The 20,220-nt window shown below is 72.9% G+C and carries 21 protein-coding genes; 17 read left to right on the top strand and 4 right to left on the bottom strand.

Going from position 1 to position 20,220, the window contains the following annotated elements; genetic code table 11:
- Positions 1–18 precede the first annotated feature (18 nt).
- The 9 genes from AB0H12_RS11370 (at position 19) to AB0H12_RS11330 (ending at position 9,036) form a co-directional block, all read left to right on the top strand.
- Entirely contained in the window at positions 19–1,866 is a 1,848-nt protein-coding gene (locus AB0H12_RS11370; protein ID WP_499622592.1) for a glycoside hydrolase family 15 protein, read from the top strand.
- Positions 1,863–2,885 carry a glucose 1-dehydrogenase gene (locus AB0H12_RS11365; protein ID WP_499622591.1) on the top strand — a complete coding sequence of 341 codons (1,023 nt, stop codon included), beginning with the start codon at positions 1,863–1,865 and terminating at the stop codon, positions 2,883–2,885. Before AB0H12_RS11370 ends, AB0H12_RS11365 begins: the two co-directional genes overlap by 4 nt.
- Positions 2,886–3,073: 188 nt before the next feature.
- Positions 3,074–3,805, top strand: coding sequence for a maleylpyruvate isomerase N-terminal domain-containing protein (locus tag AB0H12_RS11360; protein WP_230570719.1), 732 nt, complete (start codon positions 3,074–3,076; stop codon positions 3,803–3,805).
- Between the two features lie 115 nt (positions 3,806–3,920).
- A complete protein-coding gene (gene purF, locus AB0H12_RS11355; protein WP_230570718.1) occupies positions 3,921–5,453 on the top strand; it encodes an amidophosphoribosyltransferase in 1,533 nt (510 codons plus the stop codon).
- Between the two features lie 79 nt (positions 5,454–5,532).
- Positions 5,533–6,594 carry a phosphoribosylformylglycinamidine cyclo-ligase gene (purM, locus tag AB0H12_RS11350; protein ID WP_499622589.1) on the top strand — a complete coding sequence of 354 codons (1,062 nt, stop codon included), beginning with the start codon at positions 5,533–5,535 and terminating at the stop codon, positions 6,592–6,594.
- Between the two features lie 80 nt (positions 6,595–6,674).
- Entirely contained in the window at positions 6,675–7,166 is a 492-nt protein-coding gene (locus AB0H12_RS11345) for a SigE family RNA polymerase sigma factor (RefSeq protein ID WP_230570716.1), read from the top strand.
- Positions 7,163–7,945: a hypothetical protein gene (locus tag AB0H12_RS11340; RefSeq protein WP_499622588.1), complete on the top strand. Its 783-nt coding sequence runs from the start codon at positions 7,163–7,165 to the stop codon at positions 7,943–7,945. The genes AB0H12_RS11345 and AB0H12_RS11340 overlap by 4 nt, the downstream gene beginning before the upstream one ends.
- 9 nt (positions 7,946–7,954) lie before the next feature.
- A complete protein-coding gene (gene arfB / locus AB0H12_RS11335) occupies positions 7,955–8,383 on the top strand; it encodes an alternative ribosome rescue aminoacyl-tRNA hydrolase ArfB (protein WP_230570714.1) in 429 nt (142 codons plus the stop codon).
- A 35-nt stretch (positions 8,384–8,418) separates the two neighbouring features.
- Entirely contained in the window at positions 8,419–9,036 is a 618-nt protein-coding gene (locus AB0H12_RS11330) for a class I SAM-dependent methyltransferase (RefSeq protein ID WP_499623157.1), read from the top strand.
- 6 nt (positions 9,037–9,042) lie between these two features.
- Here the strand turns inward: AB0H12_RS11330 and AB0H12_RS11325 are convergent, their stop codons facing one another.
- Together AB0H12_RS11325 and AB0H12_RS11320 are read right to left on the bottom strand one after the other, a co-directional pair.
- Positions 9,043–9,705 carry a response regulator gene (locus AB0H12_RS11325; RefSeq protein WP_499622587.1) on the bottom strand — a complete coding sequence of 221 codons (663 nt, stop codon included), beginning with the start codon at positions 9,703–9,705 and terminating at the stop codon, positions 9,043–9,045.
- Positions 9,702–11,258 (bottom strand): sensor histidine kinase, encoded by a 1,557-nt coding sequence (locus AB0H12_RS11320; protein WP_499622586.1) that lies wholly within the window; start codon positions 11,256–11,258, stop codon positions 9,702–9,704. The genes AB0H12_RS11325 and AB0H12_RS11320 overlap by 4 nt, the downstream gene beginning before the upstream one ends.
- A gap of 103 nt (positions 11,259–11,361) precedes the next feature.
- On the opposite strand from AB0H12_RS11320, the gene AB0H12_RS11315 reads away from it, so the two are divergent.
- Genes AB0H12_RS11315 through AB0H12_RS11305 form a run of 3 tightly spaced genes read left to right on the top strand, consistent with a single transcriptional unit; the run spans position 11,362 to position 14,424 of the window.
- Positions 11,362–12,354, top strand: coding sequence for a Bug family tripartite tricarboxylate transporter substrate binding protein (locus tag AB0H12_RS11315; protein WP_499622585.1), 993 nt, complete (start codon positions 11,362–11,364; stop codon positions 12,352–12,354).
- On the top strand, positions 12,351–12,890 hold the full coding sequence (locus AB0H12_RS11310) for a tripartite tricarboxylate transporter TctB family protein (RefSeq protein WP_499622584.1): 540 nt from the start codon (positions 12,351–12,353) through the stop codon (positions 12,888–12,890). The genes AB0H12_RS11315 and AB0H12_RS11310 overlap by 4 nt, the downstream gene beginning before the upstream one ends.
- Position 12,891: 1 nt before the next feature.
- Positions 12,892–14,424, top strand: coding sequence for a tripartite tricarboxylate transporter permease (locus AB0H12_RS11305; protein ID WP_499622583.1), 1,533 nt, complete (start codon positions 12,892–12,894; stop codon positions 14,422–14,424).
- A gap of 77 nt (positions 14,425–14,501) precedes the next feature.
- Here the strand turns inward: AB0H12_RS11305 and AB0H12_RS11300 are convergent, their stop codons facing one another.
- Positions 14,502–15,056: a TetR/AcrR family transcriptional regulator gene (locus tag AB0H12_RS11300; RefSeq protein WP_499622582.1), complete on the bottom strand. Its 555-nt coding sequence runs from the start codon at positions 15,054–15,056 to the stop codon at positions 14,502–14,504.
- An 84-nt stretch (positions 15,057–15,140) separates the two neighbouring features.
- On the opposite strand from AB0H12_RS11300, the gene AB0H12_RS11295 reads away from it, so the two are divergent.
- Both AB0H12_RS11295 and AB0H12_RS11290 read left to right on the top strand, forming a co-directional pair.
- Positions 15,141–15,881 carry an SDR family NAD(P)-dependent oxidoreductase gene (locus AB0H12_RS11295; RefSeq protein WP_499622580.1) on the top strand — a complete coding sequence of 247 codons (741 nt, stop codon included), beginning with the start codon at positions 15,141–15,143 and terminating at the stop codon, positions 15,879–15,881.
- Between the two features lie 2 nt (positions 15,882–15,883).
- Positions 15,884–16,192: a DMT family transporter gene (locus AB0H12_RS11290; protein ID WP_499622578.1), complete on the top strand. Its 309-nt coding sequence runs from the start codon at positions 15,884–15,886 to the stop codon at positions 16,190–16,192.
- Here the strand turns inward: AB0H12_RS11290 and AB0H12_RS11285 are convergent.
- A complete protein-coding gene (locus AB0H12_RS11285; protein ID WP_499622576.1) occupies positions 16,179–17,174 on the bottom strand; it encodes a LacI family DNA-binding transcriptional regulator in 996 nt (331 codons plus the stop codon). The genes AB0H12_RS11290 and AB0H12_RS11285 overlap by 14 nt on opposite strands.
- Positions 17,175–17,323: 149 nt before the next feature.
- On the opposite strand from AB0H12_RS11285, the gene AB0H12_RS11280 reads away from it, so the two are divergent.
- Genes AB0H12_RS11280 through AB0H12_RS11270 form a run of 3 tightly spaced genes read left to right on the top strand, consistent with a single transcriptional unit; the run spans position 17,324 to position 20,220 of the window.
- Positions 17,324–18,349, top strand: coding sequence for a Gfo/Idh/MocA family protein (locus AB0H12_RS11280; RefSeq protein WP_499622574.1), 1,026 nt, complete (start codon positions 17,324–17,326; stop codon positions 18,347–18,349).
- Positions 18,346–19,206 (top strand): TIM barrel protein, encoded by an 861-nt coding sequence (locus tag AB0H12_RS11275; protein WP_499622572.1) that lies wholly within the window; start codon positions 18,346–18,348, stop codon positions 19,204–19,206. The genes AB0H12_RS11280 and AB0H12_RS11275 overlap by 4 nt, the downstream gene beginning before the upstream one ends.
- 21 nt (positions 19,207–19,227) lie before the next feature.
- Entirely contained in the window at positions 19,228–20,220 is a 993-nt protein-coding gene (locus tag AB0H12_RS11270; RefSeq protein WP_499622571.1) for a sugar ABC transporter substrate-binding protein, read from the top strand.

Raw genomic sequence — 20,220 nt, 5'->3', positions numbered from 1 at the left:
GTACGTAGGGTCGGCGGCGTGGGCGACACAGGACCTGGACGGATCGAGGACTACGCGCTGCTGTCCGACCTGAGGACGGCGGCCCTGGTGGGACGGGACGGGTCGATCGACTGGCTGTGCATGCCGCGGTTCGACTCGCCGTCCTGCTTCTCCCGACTGCTCGGCACCGAGGACGACGGGCACTGGCGGATCGCGCCGACCGGCGAGGTGGTGTCGGTGCGACGGTCCTACCGGGACGGCAGCCTGGTGCTGGAGACCGAGTTCGAGACCGTGGACGGCGTGGTGCGGCTGATCGACACCATGCCGCCCGAGCAGGACGACTGGGACGCCGACACGCGGGTGGTGCGCGTGCTGGAGGGCGTGGCCGGGCAGGTCGAGATGTCGTTGCGGTGGGTGCTGCGGTTCGCCTACGGCGACTCGGTGCCGTGGGTGCGCCGCGGTGAGCGGGACGGGCAGGAGTGCATCGTCGCGCTCGCAGGTCCGTCCGCGGTCGCGCTCTACGGCGACCGGCTGCCGTACCGGGTGCACGGCGAACGCGCGCACGAGGCGGAGTTCACCATCTCGGCGGGCGAGCGGCTGTCGTGGGTGATGGAGTTCGCCTACTCGCCCGACGAGCCGCCCGCGCCCGTGGACGCGATGGCGGAGGTCGCGCGGTCCGAGGCGTTCTGGCTGGGCTGGTCGTCCCGGATCGACTACGACGGTCCGCACGCGGAGGCCGTGCGGCGGTCGCTGATCACGTTGAAGGGCCTGTCGTACGCGCCGACCGGCGGGATCGTGGCCGCGCCGACCACGTCGCTGCCGGAGACCTTCGGCGGCGAGCGCAACTGGGACTACCGGTACTGCTGGCTGCGCGACGCCACGTTCACGTTGCTGGCGCTGGACAACTTCGGCTGCACGGACGAGGCGGCGGCGTGGCGGAGGTGGCTGCTGCGCGCCGTCGCGGGCGACCCGGCCGACCTGCAGATCATGTACGGCCTCGGCGGCGAGCGGCACCTGGTCGAGTGGGAGGTCGACTGGCTGCCCGGCTACCGGGGCGCGCGGCCGGTGCGGGTCGGGAACGCGGCCTACCGGCAGTTGCAGCTGGACGTGTACGGCGAGGTGATGGACGCGTTGCACCTGGCCCGGGAACGGGGTCTCGGCGAGACGGCGGACTCGTGGGCCATGCAGCGCGGCATGCTGCGGCACCTGGAGAAGGTGTGGGAGCAGCCGGACAAGGGGCTGTGGGAGGTGCGCGGCCCGGACCGGCACTTCACGCACTCGCGGGTGATGCTGTGGGTGGCGTTCGACCGGGCGGTGCGCGCGGTGGAGGAGCACGACCTGCCCGGTCCGGTGCAGCGGTGGCGGGAGCTGCGCGAGGCCGTGCACGCCGAGGTGCTGGCGAAGGGCTGGAACGCGTCGGTGGGCGCGTTCACCCAGTACTACGGCGGCACCGAGCTGGACGCGGCCACCTTGCTGATCCCGGCGGTCGGCTTCCTGCCCGGCGACGACCCGCGCGTGCTCGGCACCCTGGACGCGATCTCGCGGGTGCTCAAGCACGGCGACCTGGTCGACCGGTACGAGACCGGGCACGGGGAGTCCGAAGTGGACGGATTGGTCGGTGTGGAGGGAAGCTTCCTGGCGTGCTCGTTCTGGTACGTCGACGCGCTGGCGTTGGCCGGGCGACGCGAGGAGGCGCTGGCGATGTACGACCGGCTCGTGGACCTGTGCAACGACGTGGGGCTGTTGGCGGAGGAGTACGACGCGGGCACCGGGCGGATGCTCGGCAACTTCCCGCAGGCGTTCAGCCACCTGGCGCTGGTGAACAGCGCGGCGGTGCTGTTCGGTGGCCACACCCGCGACGAACGCCACCGCAGCGGTGCGGCGTGAGGGCGGCGGAGGTCGTCCCCGGCAAGCCTTCGGCGTCACGGGTGGTGGACCGCGAGGTCGTCCCGGCAGACGGCGAGCTGCTGGTCGAGGGACTGCTGGCGGGCGTGTGCGGCACCGACGTGGAGATCGTCCGCGACGGTTTCGGCTGGTTGCCGCCCGGCCGGGAGCACATCGTGCCGTTCCACGAGTCGCTCGGGCGGGTGATCAGCAGCCCTACGCCGGCGTTCGCGCCGGGCGACCTGGTGGCCGGGGTGGTGCGCCGACCCGACCCCGAGCCGTGCCCGGCGTGCGCGGTGGACGCGTGGGACTTCTGCCGCAACGGCAGGTACACCGAGCGCGGGATCAAGGAGCTCGACGGGTACGGCATGCAGCGCTGGACCGTGCCGCCGAAGTTCGCCGTGCGGCTCGACCCGACGCTGGGTGACGCGGGCGTGCTGACGGAGCCCGCGTCGGTGGTGGCCAAGGCGTGGGCGCAGGTGTCGGCGGTGGCCGCGCGGTCGCACCTGCCGGTCCGGTCGGCGCTGATCACCGGCGCGGGGCCGATCGGCCTGCTGGCGGCGTTGCTCGGCGTGCAGCAGGGGGTGGAGGTGCACGTGGTCGACCGCGTCACCGACGGCCGCAAGCCGGACCTGGTCACCACGCTGGGCGCCACCTACCACCGGGACCTGGCCGGGGTCGCCGCCGAGGTCGACGTGGCGATCGAGTGCACCGGCGTCGCGTCCCTGATCTGGGAGTGCGCCCGCCGCGCGTCGGTCACCGTCGTGGCGGGCATCTCGGGCGAGCACGACCCCGTGCCGCTGGACCCGGCTGTGTTCGACGGCATGGTGCTGGGCAACAAGACGGTCCTCGGCACGGTCAACGCGGGCCTGCCGGACTACCTCGCCGCCGCCGACGCCCTCTCCCGAGCCAGCCGCCCGTGGCTGGACGGCCTGATCACCCGCCGCGTGCCCCTCGACCGCTTCACCGAGGCGCTGGAGCGGGAGCCCGACGACGTGAAGGTGGTCGTCGACCTGGCGTGACGGGGCGGGCGGCGACGAGGTCGACGACCGGGTCCGCCCGCTCGCCCACCCGGAGGCATTCCCGATCGGAGGGCACCGGCGGCCCGGTTCCCGCGTCGATAGGTGGGAAGGTCGGCCTTCCGCCGCCGGGACCGCGGCCCGTGCGGCACGATGGCCGCGCACCGATCGACTCAAGCGGGAGGCTGGACGTGCCTGGAGGTTGGACCACCCAGCGGTGGACCGAGGTCTTCACCGCGCAGGCGGAGATGTTCCGGGCGGCGGTCGGGAAGGCCGACCCCACCGCCAAGGTGCCCAGCTGCCCCGGCTGGACGTTCACCGACCTGACGCTGCACGTCGGCAGGTTCCTGGAGACGTCGCTGGAGTACCTCCGCACCGGCAGCCCGGTCCAGCTGCGCCTGCCGCGCCCGCCGGCCGAGGTGGAGCCGTTGGCGTACCTGGACGCCCAGCTGGCCAAGGCCGCCGAGCTGCTGCCCGCCGTCCCGGGCAACCGGGCGGCCTGGACGTTCTCGCCCGCCGCGCCGGACCTGGCGTGGGTCTGGCACCGGCGGATCGCGCACGAGCTCGACCTCCGCCGCTGGGACGCCCAGGCGGCCCTGCGCGAGCTGGTGACGGGCGACGCGGACTTCGCCGTCGACGGCATCGACGAGGCGCTCACCACCCTGCTCGCCGCCAAGTACGCCACCGACGTGCCGCCGACCACCAAGGGCACCGCCCTCGTGCAGCTCACCGACGTGCCCGAGGCGTGGGTGGTGACGTTCGCGCCGGGCGTCGTGCCGGAGGTGCGGGCGGCCTGGCCGGGCGAGGAGACGGACGTCCAGGTCACCGGCGAGGCGCAGCTCGTGCACTACGGGCTGTGGGGCCGCCTGCCGCTCAAGCACACCGGCGACGAGCGGGTCTGGTTCGCGCTGAAGCTCGACTGACGGCCGGGTGAGGGTGCGTTTCGTCACGTCGATGGGGGGCTGAGGGGGGTGGGACGCCCCCCATCAGCCTTACACTCGATAGTGCAGCCCACCCTCGTCGTTAGGGAGCAACCCGGTGGTCACCGACCATTCAGCAACCGGCCGCATTGACCCCGACATCCAGGAAGAGCGCGAACCCCGCGAGGAATGCGGTGTGTTCGGCGTGTGGGCACCCGGCGAAGAGGTCGCCAAGCTCACCTACTTCGGCCTCTACGCCCTCCAGCACCGCGGCCAGGAAGCCGCCGGCATCTCGGTCGGCGACGGCAGCCAGGTGGTGGTCTTCAAGGACCTCGGCCTGGTCAGCCAGGTGTTCGACGAGCAGGTGCTCCAGGCGCTGCGCGGCCACGTCGCCGTCGGCCACTGCCGCTACTCCACCACCGGCTCCACCACGTGGGAGAACGCGCAGCCGACGTTCCGCACCACGGCCACCGGCTCGGGCCTCTCGCTCGGCCACAACGGCAACCTGGTCAACACCGCCGAGCTGATGGTGAAGGCGCGCGAGGTCGGCGTGGACACCAGCCACGGCGCGACCACGGACTCCGACCTGATCTGCGGCCTGCTCGCCGCGCAGGCCGCCGACATCGGCATCGAGCAGGCGGCCCTGCAGCTGCTGCCGACCCTGCGCGGTGCGTTCTGCCTCACGTTCTCCGACGAGTCCACCCTCTACGCGGCCCGCGACCCGCACGGCGTGCGCCCGCTGGTGCTCGGCAGGCTGGAGCGCGGCTGGGTCGTCGCCAGCGAGACGGCGGCGCTGGACATCGTCGGCGCGTCGTTCGTCCGCGAGGTCGAGCCGGGCGAGCTGATCGCGATCGACGAGAACGGCCTGCGGTCCAGCCGGTTCGCCACCCCCGAGCCCAAGGGCTGCATCTTCGAGTACGTCTACCTGGCCCGACCGGACACCACGATCGCCGGCCGCTCGGTGCACGCCACCCGCGTCGAGATCGGCCGCAGGCTGGCCGCGGAGCACCCGGTGGAGGCCGACCTGGTCATCCCGGTGCCCGAGTCCGGCACGCCCGCCGCCATCGGGTACGCGCAGGCCAGCGGCATCCCGTACGGCTCCGGCCTGGTCAAGAACGCCTACGTCGGCCGCACGTTCATCCAGCCGTCGCAGACCATCCGCCAGCTGGGCATCCGGCTGAAGCTGAACCCGCTGCGGGACGTGATCCGCGGCAAGCGCCTGGTCGTGGTGGACGACTCGATCGTGCGCGGCAACACGCAGCGCGCCCTGGTCCGGATGCTGCGCGAGGCGGGCGCGCTCGAGGTGCACGTGCGGATCGCGTCGCCGCCGGTCAAGTGGCCGTGCTTCTACGGCATCGACTTCGCCTCCCGGGCCGAGCTGATCGCCAACGGCCTGGACACCGACGGCATCCGCCGCTCGGTCGGCGCGGACTCGCTCGGCTACGTGTCGCTGGAGGAGCTGATCGCGGCCAGCGAGCAGCCCAAGACGCGGCTGTGCACGGCGTGCTTCGACGGGGACTACCCGATCCCGCTGCCCGACGACGCGCTGATCGGCAAGCACCTGCTCGAGGGGATCCGGGGCGTCGCGGGCTCGGCGACCCCCGTCCTGACGAACGGGTACGGTGCCGAAGACGCCCTGCAACGCCCCTGACAGTCGGCGGAGCAGGGCGCTCGCCCGGCTGGACACGGATGTACCGAATGTGGATGCCCTGAATGTGGAGCACAGAGACGTGACGGACAGCGCCAAGGCGACCTACGCCGCAGCTGGAGTAAGCATCGAAGCCGGCGACGAGGCGGTGGAGAAGCTCAAGCCGTGGGCGGCCAAGGCGCAGCGTCCCGAGGTGCTCGGCGGCATCGGCGGCTTCGCGGGGTTGTTCCAGCTCAAGCTCGACCGCTGGAAGGAACCGGTGCTCGCGTCCTCGACCGACGGCGTCGGCACCAAGATCGCGGTCGCGCAGGCGTTGGACAAGCACGACACGGTCGGCATCGACCTGGTCGCGATGGTCGTGGACGACCTCGTGGTGTGCGGCGCGGAGCCGCTGTTCATGCAGGACTACATCGCGATCGGCCGGGTCGACCCGGACAAGGTCGCGGCGCTGGTCAAGGGCATCTCCGAGGGCTGCGTGCTGGCGGGGTGCGCGCTGCTGGGCGGCGAGACCGCCGAGCACCCCGGCCTGATGGGCGCGAACGACTACGACATCTCCGGCACGGGCGTCGGCGTGGTCGAGGCGTCCTCCATGCTCGGCCCGGACCGGGTGCGCGCGGGTGACGTGGTGATCGCCATGGGCTCGTCCGGCCTGCACTCGAACGGGTACTCCTTGGCGCGGCACGTGCTGCTGGACATCGCCCGGATGCCCCTGGAGGGCCACGTCGAGGAGTTCGGCCGCACCCTCGGCGAGGAGATGCTCGAACCGACCCGCATCTACGCCAAGGACTGCCTCGCGCTGGCCGCCGAGGCCGAGGTGCGCACGTTCGCCCACGTCACGGGTGGTGGCCTGGCCGCGAACCTGGCCCGCGTGCTGCCCGAGGGCCTGCGCGCCGAGCTCAACCGCCGCACCTGGACGCCCGCGCCCGTGTTCGCCCTGATCGCCCAGCGCGGCCGGGTGGAGCGCGAGGAGATGGAGAAGACGTTCAACATGGGCGTCGGCATGGTCGCCGTGGTCGCGCCCGAGGACGTGGACCGCTCCCTGGCCGTGCTCACGGCTCGCCACGTGCCCGCGTGGGTGCTGGGCGACGTGGTCCGCTCGGACGAGCCGGGCGCCGCACTGGTGGGCGACCACCCGCGTTTCTAGCGCCGGTCACGTCACCGGCTTTCGGCAGCAACCTCCGGCGGTCGCCGATCCGTATCAAGCGGCGACCGAGGAGGGGCCGAGTGGATCGCGATCGTGAGTTCGACGAGTACGTCGACGCCCGTGCGCTGGTGATGCGGCGGACCGCGTACCTGCTGTGCGGGGACTGGCACCGCGCCGAAGACCTGGTGCAGACGGCGTTGACCAAGCTGTACGTCGCCTGGCCCAGGGTGCGCCGGGACGTGTCGCCGGACGCCTACGCGCGGAAGGTGCTGGTCCGCGCGGCCATCGACGACTCGCGGCGGGCGTTCCGGCGGCGGGAGACGGTGGTCGACGCGGTGCCGGACACACCGGTGGCCGGCGCCCCGTCCGACCTCGACGTGCGCCGCGCGCTGGCGTCGTTGCCGGTGGGCCAGCGGACGGTGGTGGTGCTCCGCTACTGGGAGGACCTGAGCGTCACGGAGACCGCACGCCTCCTCGGGCGAACCGAAGGCACCGTGAAGAGCCAGGCGGCCAAGGGCTTGGCCGCGCTGCGCGACCTTCTCGGGCACGACGTCCTGGAGGAGCAGCGATGACAGACATCAAGCAGACCCTGGCCACGGCGTTCGCCGACGAACCGCCGCTGGCCGTCGACAAGCCGGCGATCCGGCGTGCCGGCAGGCGCAAGGTGGCGACCCGGTACGCGTCCGTCGGCACGGCGGCGGTCGTCGCGGCGGTCGTGATCGCCGCGCCGACCATGATGAACCTCGGCGGCGGAGTGGGTGGCGGCGGTCCGGACGCGGGGCAGGCGGGCACGTCCGAGTCCCAGGTGGTGGTGCCGCGCACCTCGGCCGGTTTTCCCTCGACCCCCCTGGACCAGGGCATGTCCGACGAGCACGCGGCGGAGCTGACGCGGATCCTGCGCGATTCCGGCGCGATCCCGGAAGGCGTCCTGCCGCGAGGTCCGGAGGGAGAGGCCGGCTACTGGGGGTTCTGGGGGGCCGGGCCGTTCTACCAGTCGACGACGGAGGTGACCTCCAGCCGGGGCGCGGGCATCGTGTCGTTCATCATGTTCTCGCACCGCTCGTACGAGGACTGCGGGTTCCCGACGTTCCAGTCGCCCGACCGCACCTGCGTCGAGCGGGCCACGAGCGACGGTCGTGCGGTCAAGGTGGAGACGGACCCGAGCGGCCCGGGCCGGCCGATCCGCGTCACGGTGGAACTGCCGAACGACAAGATGATGCAGGTGTCGTCCCAGGGCATCGAGGACCGCGGCACCGGCGACTTCGACACCACCCCCTTGTCAGGCGGATCGCAGCCGCTCACCGTCGAAGAGGTGGTAAAGCTGGCGACCGTGCCGGGGCTGGTCTTCTAACCTGTACCGGTGGCCGAGGACCTGACCGTGACGCGGACGCTGGTGATACCGGCGGCCGAGTTGAGCGAGCGGTTCTCCCGGTCCTCGGGCCCCGGTGGCCAGGGCGTGAACACGGCGGACAGCCGGGTCGAGCTGAGCTTCGACCTGGCTGCCTCGCCGTCCGTGCCGGGGTGGTTGCGCGCGAGGATGCTCGGCCGCCTCGAGAAACGCCTGGTGGACGGCGTGCTCACGGTGACCGCGAGCGAACACCGGGCGCAGTTGCAGAACCGCCAGGCGGCCCGCGAGCGGCTCGCCCGCCTCCTGCGCGACGCCGCCGCCGCGCCACCGCCGGTGCGCCGTGCGACCAAGCCGACCAAGGGCTCGAAGGAACGCCGCATCGCGGAGAAGAAGCGCCGCGCCCAGACGAAACAGGGTCGCCGCGGCGGTGGCTGGGACTAAGGTCCCGGGGCGTGACCGAGCCCGAGTTCCTCACCATGGCGCGCACCGCCTACGACACCGTCGCCCACAGCTACGCCGACCTCGCGCGCGACCTGCTCGCGGAGATCCCGGCGGACCGGGCGGTGCTCGGGCTGTTCGCCGAGCTGGTGCGGGGCCGGGTCGCGGACGTCGGCTGCGGTCCAGGCCGGATCTCCGGTTACCTCAAGCGGCTCGGCGTGGACGTGTTCGGCATCGACCTGTCGCCCGGGATGGTCGAGGTCGCCCGCCGCGACCACCCGGACGTGCGGTTCGAGGTGGGTTCGATGCTGGACCTCGACCTGCCGGACGGCTCGCTGGGCGGCGCGCTGGCCTGGTACTCGGTGATCCACGTGCCGTGGGAGCGGCACCCGGCGGTGTTCGCCGAGTTCCACCGCGTGCTCGCGCCCGGCGGCCTGCTGGTGCTGGCGTTCCAGATCGGCGACGAGGTCCGGCGGTACGAGCAGGGCTACGGGCACGACATCCTGCTGGACGTGTTCCGCCTCGACCCCGACCGGGTGCTCGGCCAGCTCGCCGAGGCCGGGTTCGAGCCGCACACCCGGCTGGAGCGGGAGCCGGCCGACCCGAAGTGGGAGAAGACGCGGCAGGGTTACCTGATCGTGCGCAAGCCCGGCTGACCCGCGTCAGCCCAGCCAGACGTAGAGGCGTTCCGGCCGCCCGGTGCCGCCGTACTTCAGCCGCACCTCGGCCTTGCCGGTGCTCACGAAGTGCTCCAGGTACCGCCGCGCGGACACCCTGGCCAGCTCGGTGGCGTCCGCGCACTCGCTGGCCGTCACCGGGCGGTCCCGCAGCACGCGTTCCACCAGCGCGGCGGTCTGCGCGGTCAGCCCCTTCGGCAGCACGGGCGCGGTGCTCGGCCGCGCGCCGAACACCTGGTCCACGTCCGCCTGCCCGGCCGACGCGAGCTGGTCGAGCCGCCGGTCGAGCGCGGCGAAGTGGGCGAGCTGGTCGCGCAGCGCCGCGTACTCGAACGGCTTGATCAGGTAGTGCAGCACGCCGCCGCGCATGGCGCCGCGCACCGTCTCCACGTCCGTGGCCGCCGTGATCACGATGACGTCCACGTCGTCGGCCACCCCGCGCAGCTCCCGCAGCACGGCCAACCCGTCGACGTCGGGCAGGTACACGTCCAGCAGCACCAGGTCCGGCCGCAGCTCCCGCACCAGCCGCAGCGCGTCCGCGCCGTTGTGCGCCACGCCGACGACCTCGAACCCGGGCGTCCGCGCCACGTATCCACTGTGGACCTTGGCGACCATGAAGTCGTCGTCCACCACCAGGACCCTGATCACACCGGCACCTCCACGGGCAGCCGTGCGGTGAACACCGCGCCGTCCTCGTTGTGCACCCGGACGGACCCGCCGCGCCGCAGGCACGTCTGCCGGGTCAACGCCAGTCCGAGCCCGCGCCTGCCCTGCTCGGCGGCCTTGGTGGTGAACCCGTGCCGGAAGACCTCCTCGGCCAGCCCCGCCGCCACGCCCGGCCCGGAGTCGCGCACCACCACGACGACCTCCTCGGACGTCGACCGCACGGACACCTCGATCCAACCGCGCTCCGACAGCGCGTCCAGCGCGTTGTCCACCAGGTTCCCGATCACCGTGACGAGGTCCGTGGACAACGCCTCGTCCACCGCGCCGAGCGAGCTGTCCGGCGCCATCCGCAGGCCGATGCCGCGTTCGGCGGCGAGGCTGGACTTGGCGATCAGCAGCGCCGCCACGGCCGGGTCGGCGACCTTCGAGCCGACCTCCGCGCGCCAGGCGCCGTGCGCGGTGGTGATGCGGCTGATGAACCCGCGCACCTCGTCGTACTCGCCGAGCTCGACCAGGCCCGCGATGGTGTGCAGGCGGTTGCTGAACTCGTGCGCCTGCGCGCGCAGCGTGTCGGTGGCGTGCCGGTTCGCGTCCAGCTCGTCGCGCAACGTGGTCAGCTCGGTCCGGTCCCGCAGGGTGACCACGGCGCCGTGCACGTCGAGCGGCATGTAGTTGAGCGTGAGCACCCGGCCGCCGGTGAGCGCGAGCTGGTCCACGCCGGTCGCCCGGCCGGTGAGCACGTCGCGCAGCCGTTCGTCCAGGTCGAGCGCGGACACCGACCGGCCGACCGCGTCCGGCGGCAGCGCCAGCAGGTCGCGCGCGTGGTCGTTGACCAGCGTGATCCGGTGCTGCGGGTCGAGCGCGACGACGCCCTCCTTGATGCCGTGCAGCAGTGCCTCCCGGTACTCGACCAGCGCGGTGATCTCGTGCGGCTCCAGGCCCAGCGTCTGGTTCTTCACCCGCCGCGCGAGCAGCAGCGACCCCGTGACGCCGATGACCAGCGCCACCCCGAGCAGCCGCAGCGCGTTGTCGGGCGAGTCCAGCACACCGTCCCAGAAGCCCGGCGCCTGCCGCCCGGCCGCGACCAGCCCGATCACCGCGCCGTCGTCGCCGATCACCGGCACGTGCGCCACGGTCGCGCCGCCCAGCTCGCCCACCCACGACCGGCCGCTCGCCGCCGTGCTGTCGCCGACCTCGAGCGGCTCGCCGACCTGGCTCGGGTCCGGCGAGGTCAGGACCTTGCGGCCGGGGTCGGTGATGATCACGTAGCTGGCGCCGGACAGGCTGCGGGCGCTCTCCGCGAACGGCGCCAGCGCGTAGTGCCGCAGCGGGTCGGCCAACGACGCCCGCACACCCGCCGTCGCGGCGACGTCCTCGGCCACGGACAGCATCCGGCGTCCCTCGGTCGTGCGGAAGTTGTTCCCCGCTTGGACGACCGACAGCACTCCCACCGCGCACAGCAGCGCCACGACCACTACCAGTTGCCACACGAGCAGCTGACGGGCCAGCGATCCGCGCCCGATCTTCTCGGCCAATCAGCACCTCCCGATGACCACAAAGAACAAAAGAACCCTTAGGCGCGCAAGCGGGACTTCCCTGTTTACACGAGTGCAACATGTCCAACCACGCGGAAGAGAGGTGGGGATCACAGTGCGGATCAGGAACTGGGTCGCGGTCGCCGGCGCGTTGGCGGTCGTCGTCCTCGTGCCGCCCCTGCTGACGTCCGGCGCGGACACCGCGGCGTCGTTGCGCAGCCTGCGCGTGCTGGTGCCGAACGCGCCGGGCGGCGGTTACGACGTCACGGCGCGCACCGCGGCGAAGGCGATGGAGGACGCGGAGCTGATCCGCAACACCGAGGTGTTCAACCTGCCCGGCGCGGGCGGCACGGTCGGGCTCGGCCGCACGGTCAGCGAGCGCGGCAACGGCAAGCTCGTGATGTCCATGGGCCTGGGCGTGGTCGGCAGCGTCTACACGAACAAGGCGCCGTCGTCGCTGCTGGACACCACGCCGATCGCGAAGCTCATCGAGGAGCCGGACATCGTGGTGGTCGGCGCGGACTCGCCGTACCGGACGCTGGACGAGCTGGTCGGGGCGTGGCGGGCGGACCCGGGCGCGGTCACGGTCGGCGGCGGCTCGTCGCCCGGCGGGCCCGACCACCTGGCGCCGATGCTGATCGCCAAGGCCGTCGGCCTCGACCCGCGGCGGGTCAACTACATCCCGTACGACGGCGGCGGCGAGCTGCTGGCCTCGGTGCTGGGCGGGAAGGTCGCGTTCGGCGTGTCCGGCGTCGGCGAGTACCGCGACCAGATCGAGGCCGGGCAGATCCGGGTGCTGGCGGTGACCAGCGGCGCGCGGCTGCCCGGCGTGGACGCGCCGACGTTGCGCGAGTCCGGTGTGGACGTCGAGTTCAACAACTGGCGCGGCGTGGTCGCGCCGCCGGGCATCACCGACGCCGACCGGGCCCGGCTGGTGGACCTGTTCACCGACCTGCACGGCACGCCGCAGTGGCGGGAGGCGTTGGCGCGCAACGGGTGGACGGACGCGTTCGCGCCGGGGGACGAGTTCGGCGCGTTCCTGCGCGAGGAGAACGACCGGGTGGCGACCGTGCTCAAGGACCTGGGGTTGGCATGAGTGGAGGGTTGGGCGTGCACAAGGCGGTGAACAAGCCCCTGAGCCGGGCGTGGCTGCGGGAGCGGTCGGAGCTGGGCGTGTCCGCGGTGCTGGTCGGGTTGGGCGTGCTGGTCCTGGTCGACGCGATCCGGATCCACACCGACTTCGCGCAGCGCGGCCCGGTGGGGCCGAAGGCGGTGCCGGTGGTGGTCGGCGTCGGGCTGATCGTGGTCGCCGCGCTGCTCGCGCGGGACGTGCTGCGCGGCGGGCGCGGCGAGGCGGAGGGCGGCGAGGACGTCGACCTCTCCGCGCCGGCCGACTGGCGGACCGTGCTGCTGCTGTGCGGCGCGTTCCTGGCCAACGCGGCGTTGATCGGGGTGGTCGGCTTCCCGATCTCCGGGGCGATCCTGTTCTGGGGCGCGGCCTACGCGCTGGGCAGCCGCGCCTTCGTGCGCGACCCGTTGCTCGCCGCCGGGCTGTCGGTGGCGACGTTCGTGCTGTTCAACAACTTCCTGGGCGTGCCGCTGCCCGGCGGACCGCTGATGGGGATGTTCTGACGTGGACTCGTTCACCAACCTCCTCGAGGGCTTCGCGACCGCGTTGACGCCGACGCACCTGGCGTTGGCGGCGTTGGGCGTGCTGCTGGGCACGGCGATCGGCGTGCTGCCGGGCATCGGGCCGGCGATGGCGGTGGCGCTGCTGCTGCCCGTCACCTACGGCCTGGAGCCGACCGGCGCCTTCATCATGTTCGCCGGCATCTACTACGGCGGCATGTTCGGCGGCTCGACCACGTCCATCCTGCTGAACACGCCGGGTGAGAGCGCCGCGGTGGTCGCGGCGATCGACGGCAACCCCATGGCGCGCAAGGGGCGCGGTTCGCAAGCGCTTGCGGCAGCCGCCATCGGGCACTTCGTCGGCGGTCTCATCGGCACGGTCCTGCTCGTCCTGCTCGCGCCGACGGTGGCGAAGTTCGCCGTGGACATCGGCGCGCCGGACTTCTTCGCGATCATGGTGCTGGCGTTCATCGCGGTCACGTCCGTGCTCGGCGCGTCCCGCGTGCGCGGTTTCGCGTCCCTGCTCATCGGGCTCACCATCGGCTTGGTGGGGCTGGACGAGATGACGGGCCAGCAGCGGCTCACGTTCGGCTCGCTGCACCTGGCCGACGGCATCGACGTGGTGGTGGTCGCGGTGGCCCTGTTCGCGGTCGGCGAGTCGTTGTGGGTGGCCGCCCACCTGCGGCGCAAGCCCGCCCGTCCGGTACCGGTCGGCCGCGCGTTCCTGGGTCGGGAGGACTGGCGGCGGTCGTGGAAGCCGTGGCTGCGGGGTCCGGTGATCGGGTTCCCCTTCGGCGCGATCCCGGCCGGCGGCGCGGAGATCCCGACGTTCCTGTCGTACGTGGCGGAGAAGCGGCTGTCCAAGCACCGCGACGAGTTCGGCAAGGGCGCGATCGAGGGCGTCGCCGGTCCGGAGGCGACGGCCAGCGCGTCGGCCGCGGGCACGCTGGTGTCGATGCTGACGCTGGGCCTGCCGACCACGGCGGTGGCCGCGGTGATGCTGGCGGCGTTCCAGCAGTACGGCATCCAGCCGGGGCCGCTGCTGTTCGAGCGGGAGTCCGCGCTGGTCTGGGGCCTGATCGCGTCGCTGTTCATCGGCCTGTGCCTGCTGCTGGTGCTCAACCTGCCGCTGGCCCCGGTGTGGGCGAAGCTGCTGAACATCCCCCGGCCGTACCTGTACGCGGGGATCCTGTTCTTCGCCGGTGTCGGCGCGTACGCGGTGAACGCCGACGTGTTCGACCTGCTGGTGATGTTCGTGATCGGCGTGCTGGGTTTCGTGATGCGGCGCTACGGCCTGCCCGTGCTGCCGGCGATCATCGGCGTGATCCTCGGCCCGGCCGCCGAACAGCAGATGCGGCGTGCGCTGCAACTGTCGGACGGCTCCTTGACGGGCCTGGTCAACACCCCGTTCGCCCTGGTCGTCTACGGCATCGTGGTGGTCTTGCTGCTCTGGCCCCTCATCCACCGCCTGTTCCGCAAGCCGACCCCGCCGACCGAGACGTCACCGGAGCCGGAACGGCCGAAGGTGGACGCCTGACCCGACCCGCCGGCCGGGCTCCGTGCCAGGAGCCCGGCCGGTCGCCGGATCACCACCGCTGAAGCCGACCCTCGTCCCTAGCCGGTGAGCAGGCCGTCCAACAGGTCGTCGAGGCCGGATTTGATCTCGGCCGCCCCGACGCCCCGGTGGGAGATCAGGTTCGCGGCCAGCGGGGCGAGGAGGGCGTCCGCGGTGAACGCGGCGTCCACGTCCGGGCGGGCCCGGGCGATCAGCACGGTCAGGTGGCGGTGGTGCGCGTCGTAGGCGCCGCCGAAGCGGGCGAACGGGCCGGTGGTCTCGGCCATCAGCAGCAGGTCCAGCTGGGCGAGCGTGCGGTCGACCAGCGCGTGCAGGAAGGCGCGGACGCGGTCCGCGGGCGGTGCGCCGGGGCCGACCGGGGGCGGGCCGGTGAGGAACGCGGCCTGGAACTCGCGTTCCGAGGCGTCGATCAACGCGTGGGCCAGTCCGGAGCGGTCGCCGAAGCGGCGGTAGAGCGTGCCCACGCCCACGCCGGACGCGGCGGCGACCTCGGCCATGGCCAGGCCCCCGATGCCCCGTTCGGCCACGATGTCGGCGGCGGCGGCCAGGATCTTCGCCCGGTTCTTGGCGGCGTCGGCCCGCTCGCGCGTCACGTCGGCAGCTTAACGACCTCGACAACCGGAACTGATTCCGCTTAAGCTGAACCGGAATCAGTTCCGGTTAGGTTGGGGGTACCGATGAAGCAGCTCGAAGGCAGGTCCGCGCTCGTCACCGGTGGCAGTCGCGGCATCGGGGCGGCGATCGCCAGGCGGCTGGCACGTGAAGGCGCGAACGTGGCGATCACCTACGCGCGGTCCGGCGACCGCGCCCGTGAGGTGGTCGAGGAGATGACGGCCCTGGGCGTGCGGGCGCTCGCGGTGCGGGCCGAGGCGACCGACGTCGACGCCCTGCGTGACGCCGTCGCACGTGCGGCGGCCACGTTCGGCGGCCTGGACGTCCTGGTGAACAACGCGGGCATCGCCGCCTGCGGCCCGTTCGAGGACGTCACCGCGGACGCCGTCGACCGGATCCTGGCGATCCACGCGCGGGCGGCGTTCGTGCTGGCCCAGGCCGCCGTGCCGCACATGAGGGCGGGCGGTCGGATCGTCGGCATCGGCAGCAGCCTGGCCGAGCGGGTGCCGTACCCGGGCTGGGCGCTCTACGCGATGAGCAAGTCGGCGCTGGTCGGGCTGACCAAGGGCCTGGCCCGCGACCTCGGCCCGCGCGGCATCACGGTCAACCTCGTCCACCCCGGCTCGACCGACACCGAGATGAACCCGGCCGACGGCCCGGACGCCGACGAGGAGCGCCGCTACACCGCCCTCGGCCGGTACTGCGACCCGGAGGACGTGGCCGCGATGGTCGCGCACCTCGTCGGTGACGGCGGGCGCAACATCACCGGTGCGGCGTTCGTCGTGGACGCGGGCGCGGTGGCGTAGCCGTGGCCTGGTTGCTGCTGCTCGGCGCGGCGTCGCTGGAGGTCGTGTGGGCCACGGCGTTGGGCCGGTCGGACGGCTTCACCCGTCCGCGGCCCACCGCGATCGGGATCGCGGCGGCGGTGACGAGCTTCGTGATGCTCGCGATCGCCATGCGCGACCTGCCCGTCGGCACGGCCTACGCGGTGTGGGTCGGGCTCGGCGCCGTCGGCGTGGTCCTGGTGGGCATCGCCGCCGGCGAGAGCGCGTCACCGCTGCGGCTGGCGTGCCTGGCCCTGATCGTCCTCGGCGTCGTGGGGCTCAAGCTGGCCTGACCGGCGGCGCGGTCGTCGAGCGGACGACCAGCGACGGGCGCAGCAGGTGGCGCACGGGCTCGACCCGTTCGCCCCGCACCCGTTGCAGCAGGGCCTCGGCGGCGAGCCGGCCGAACTCGTTGCGCGGCTGGTCGACCGTGGTCAGCGAGAGGTGCCGCAGGGCGGCCAGCGAGGTGTTGTCGTACCCGACCACCGAGACGTCCTGCGGCACGCGGAACCCGGCCTCCTCCAACGCCGAGATCGCGCCGACGGCGTTGAAGTCGTTGCACGAGACGATCGCGGTGGGCAGGGCGCCCGACAACCCCTGCACCGCACGCGCGCCGCCCACGTCGGTGTACTCGCTGCTCACCACCCGGGGCGGCAGCCCGTGCGCCGCCATCGCGGTCAGGTAGCCGCGCCGGCGGGTCGCCGCCTGTGAGCCCTCGCCGCCGTCGAGGTGCGCGATCCGCTTGTGCCCCAAAGACACCAGGTGGTCCACGGCCAACGCGATGCCGCGCTCGCCGTCGTCGTTCACGGTGTCCACAGTGGCCAGTCGGGACGACCGCGCCACCAGCACCACCGGCGCCTGCTCCGCCGCGCGGCCGATGTCCGCCGCCGGCACCACGGGCGACAGCAGGGCCAGCCCCGCCGGCCGGAACGACAGCAGGCTCCGCAACGCCCGCCGCTCCCGCGCCGGACTGCGCCCACCGGTGTTGAGGATCAGGTCGAAGCCGTGCTCGGCCGCCACCGCGTCCAGCCCGTCCACGACCTCCGCGAAGAACGCGTTGTGCAGGTCGGACACCATCACGCCGAGCACGTGCGAGGTGCGGCTGGCCAGCGAGCGCGCCATCGCGTGCGGTGAGTACCCGAGCTCCTCGGCCGCCTTGAGCACGGCCGCCCGCCGCTGGTCGCTCACTTTCGGTGACCCCCGCATCACCAGCGACACCAGTGCGCGGGACACCCCGGCGCGCGCCGCGACGTCGTCCATCGTGGGTCTGGCCAACGGTGCCTCCCTCCTGGACGCGGCGGCGGACGCCACGAGCGGGAAACGCGCCCTTGACACCCGTGTGACGGACGCTACAGCCTTAGAGCGCTCCAACAAATAGAGCGCTCTAACCGGAGATCGCCTCTACCAGGACGGAGACCAGCGCGATGCGCATCGGAGTTGCCGGCGCGGGTCGGATAGGCACCATGCACGCCACCAACCTGGCCACCCTCGACGAGGTCGACGAAGTGCTCCTGTTCGACCCGGTGCCCGGCCGCGCGGCCCGGGCGTCGGCCCTCCTGCCCGGCAGCCGGAGCGTGGACGACCTCGACGCCCTGCTCACCGCCAGTGACGGCGTCCTGCTGGCCACGCCCACCACCACGCACCCCGCGTTGCTGCGCGCCGCGATCGCGGCGGGCGTGCCGACGCTGTGCGAGAAGCCGATCGCGAGCCACCTGGACGAGATGCGCGCGTTGGTGGACGACGTCGAGGCGTCCGGGGTGGAGGTGCTGGTCGGTTTCCAGCGCCGGTTCGACCCGGCGGTGTCCGAACTGCACCGGCGCGTCCGCGTGGGCGACGTCGGCGACGTCTACCTGGTCCGCGCGCTCGGCAACGACGCCCAGCCGCCCGACTTCTCCTACCTGCCGCAGTCCGGCGGCATCTTCCGCGACCTGCTGATCCACGACCTGGACGCGGTGCCGTGGCTGGTCGGCGAGCCGGTGGTGGAGGTGTACGCGTCCGGGTCCGTCCTGGTGGACCAGGCGTTCGCGGAGGCCGACGACGTGGACAACGCGGTGGTGCTGCTGAAGTTCGCGGGCGGCGCGCACGCCGTGCTGGCCGGCGGGCGGCACGACCCGCTCGGGTACGACCACCGCATCGAGGTGCTGGGCAGCCGTGACTCGCTGGCCGTCGGCCTCGACCCGCGCACGCCGCTGACGTCGTTGGAGCCCGACGGCCCCAAGGCGGCGGGCGACGCCTACCCCGGCTTCGCCGAACGCTTCCACCGCGCCTACCTGGCCGAGATGGCCGTGTTCACGCAGGTCGTGGCGGGCGCGGTGGAGAACCCGTCACCCGCGCGGGAAAGTTTGATCAGCCTCCGGCTCGCCGAGGCGTGCGAGCGGTCGCGGCGATCGGGCGCCCCCGTCCGCGTCGAGGCGGAGGCGGGGCAACCGAACACGGAGGTGGTCGCGTGAAGATCGCGGGTGCGCCGATCTCGTGGGGTGTCTCCGAAGTGCCCGGGTGGGGCAAGGTCCTCGACGCCGGCACCGTGCTCGCGGAGATGGCGTCGCTGGGCCTGCGAGCCACCGAACTCGGCCCGCCCGACTACCTGCCCGCCGAACCGCCGGCCCTGAAGTCCCTGTTGGACGACCACGGCCTCGCGCTGGTCGGCGGCTTCCTCGCCGTCCCGCTCCACACCGGCGAGCAGTCCACAGCGGACGAAGCCGACCGCGTGGCCGCGCTGCTGGCCGCCGCCGGCGCGGAAGTCCTCGTGCTGGCCGCCGCGACCGGCCTCGACGGCTACGACGAACGCCCCGCGCTCACCGACGCCGAGTGGCGCACCCTGGTCGACACCGCCGCGCTCATCCGCGACCGCGCCACCGACCACGGCCTGCGCACCGCGCTGCACCCGCACGTCGGCACCCACGTCGAACGCGCCGCCGAGGTCGAACGGTTCCTCACCGACTCCGACCTCGACCTCTGCCTGGACACCGGCCACCTCCTCATCGGCGGCACGGACCCGGTCGACCTCGCCCGCCGCCACCCCCGGCGGATCGGGCACGTGCACCTCAAGGACGTGCGGGCCGACATCGCGGCCACCGTCCGCGACGGGCACGTCGGCTACACGGCCGCCGTCCAGCAGCGGATGTACGTGCCGCTGGGCGACGGCGACGTGGACGTGGCGGCCCTGGTGGCGTTCCTCCGGGACGCCGGCTACACCGGCTGGTACGTCCTGGAGCAGGACACCGCGCTCGGCGACGACAGCCCGCTCGACACCCCGGTGCGGGACACCGCGCGCAGCCTCGCGCACCTCACCCGGATCACCGCCTGACCCCACCAGCGAGGAGAGACGATGACGTCCACTCGAAAGGCCCTGCGTGCGGGCCTCGCCCTCACCGGGCTCGCGCTGCTGGCCGCGTGCAGCGGCCCCGGCGCGGACAACACCGCCGCGACCACCGGCACCGGAGCCGCCCAGGCGCCGACCGGTGACCTGCGCGTCGCCGTCGTCACCCACGGCACGGCCGGTGACGCGTTCTGGAACGTGGTGAAGAACGGCGCCACCGCCGCGGGCGAGCAGCTCGGCGTCACCGTCGACTACCACTCCGACGGCGACCCCGGCCGGCAGTCCACCCTGATCGACAACGCGGTGTCGCAGAAGGTCGGCGGCATCGTGGTCTCGATGGCCAACCCGGACGCGTTGAGGACCTCGATCGAGAACGCGGTCAAGGCCGGCATCCCGGTCATCACCATCAACTCCGGCTCGGACAAGAGCGCGTCGTTCGGCGCGCTCGCGCACGTCGGCCAGGAGGAGGGCGTCGCCGGCGAGCAGGCCGGGCGCAAGCTCGCGGAAGCGGGCAAGACCAAGCTCCTGTGCGTGATCCACGAGGCGGGCAACATCGGCCTCAACCAGCGCTGCGACGGCGCGCGCGCCGGGTTCGGCGGCGCCGTGACCAACCTCCAGGTCGACATCAACAACCCCACCGACGTCGAGTCCCGGATCAAGGGCGCGTTGCAGACCGACCCGTCGGTCGACGCCGTGCTCGCGCTGAACCCGCAGGTCGCCGTCTCGTCGGTGAGCGCGGTGAAGGGCGCGTCCTCGAAGGCGGCCGTGGCCACGTTCGACCTCAACGCCGACGTCACCGGCGCGATCAAGGCCGGTGACGTGCTGTTCGCCGTCGACCAGCAGCAGTACGAGCAGGGCTACCTGCCGATCGTGATGCTCAAGCTCTACCGCGACAACGCCAACACCGTCGGCGGCGGCAAACCGGTCCTCACCGGGCCCGGCTTCGTCGACGAGTCCAACGTGGACAAGGTGGCCGAGTACGCCGAGCGCGGCACCCGCTGA

Source organism: Actinosynnema sp. NPDC023794 (assembly GCF_040639675.1).
In the GTDB taxonomy this organism is placed as follows: domain Bacteria; phylum Actinomycetota; class Actinomycetes; order Mycobacteriales; family Pseudonocardiaceae; genus Actinosynnema; species Actinosynnema luteola.
This window is presented reverse-complemented; position numbering and strand designations above follow the sequence as displayed.

Bases quoted from the DNA above. Each gene is read 5' to 3' on its own strand.
- AB0H12_RS11270 (WP_499622571.1), top strand. From the start codon at position 19,228: ATGACGTCCACTCGAAAGGCCCTGCGTGCGGGCCTCGCCCTCACCGGG.
- AB0H12_RS11280 (WP_499622574.1), top strand. From the start codon at position 17,324: ATGCGCATCGGAGTTGCCGGCGCGGGTCGGATAGGCACCATGCACGCC.
- AB0H12_RS11330 (WP_499623157.1), top strand. From the start codon at position 8,419: ATGGCGCGCACCGCCTACGACACCGTCGCCCACAGCTACGCCGACCTC.
- AB0H12_RS11310 (WP_499622584.1), top strand. From the start codon at position 12,351: ATGAGTGGAGGGTTGGGCGTGCACAAGGCGGTGAACAAGCCCCTGAGC.
- AB0H12_RS11295 (WP_499622580.1), top strand. From the start codon at position 15,141: ATGAAGCAGCTCGAAGGCAGGTCCGCGCTCGTCACCGGTGGCAGTCGC.
- AB0H12_RS11340 (WP_499622588.1), top strand. From the start codon at position 7,163: ATGACAGACATCAAGCAGACCCTGGCCACGGCGTTCGCCGACGAACCG.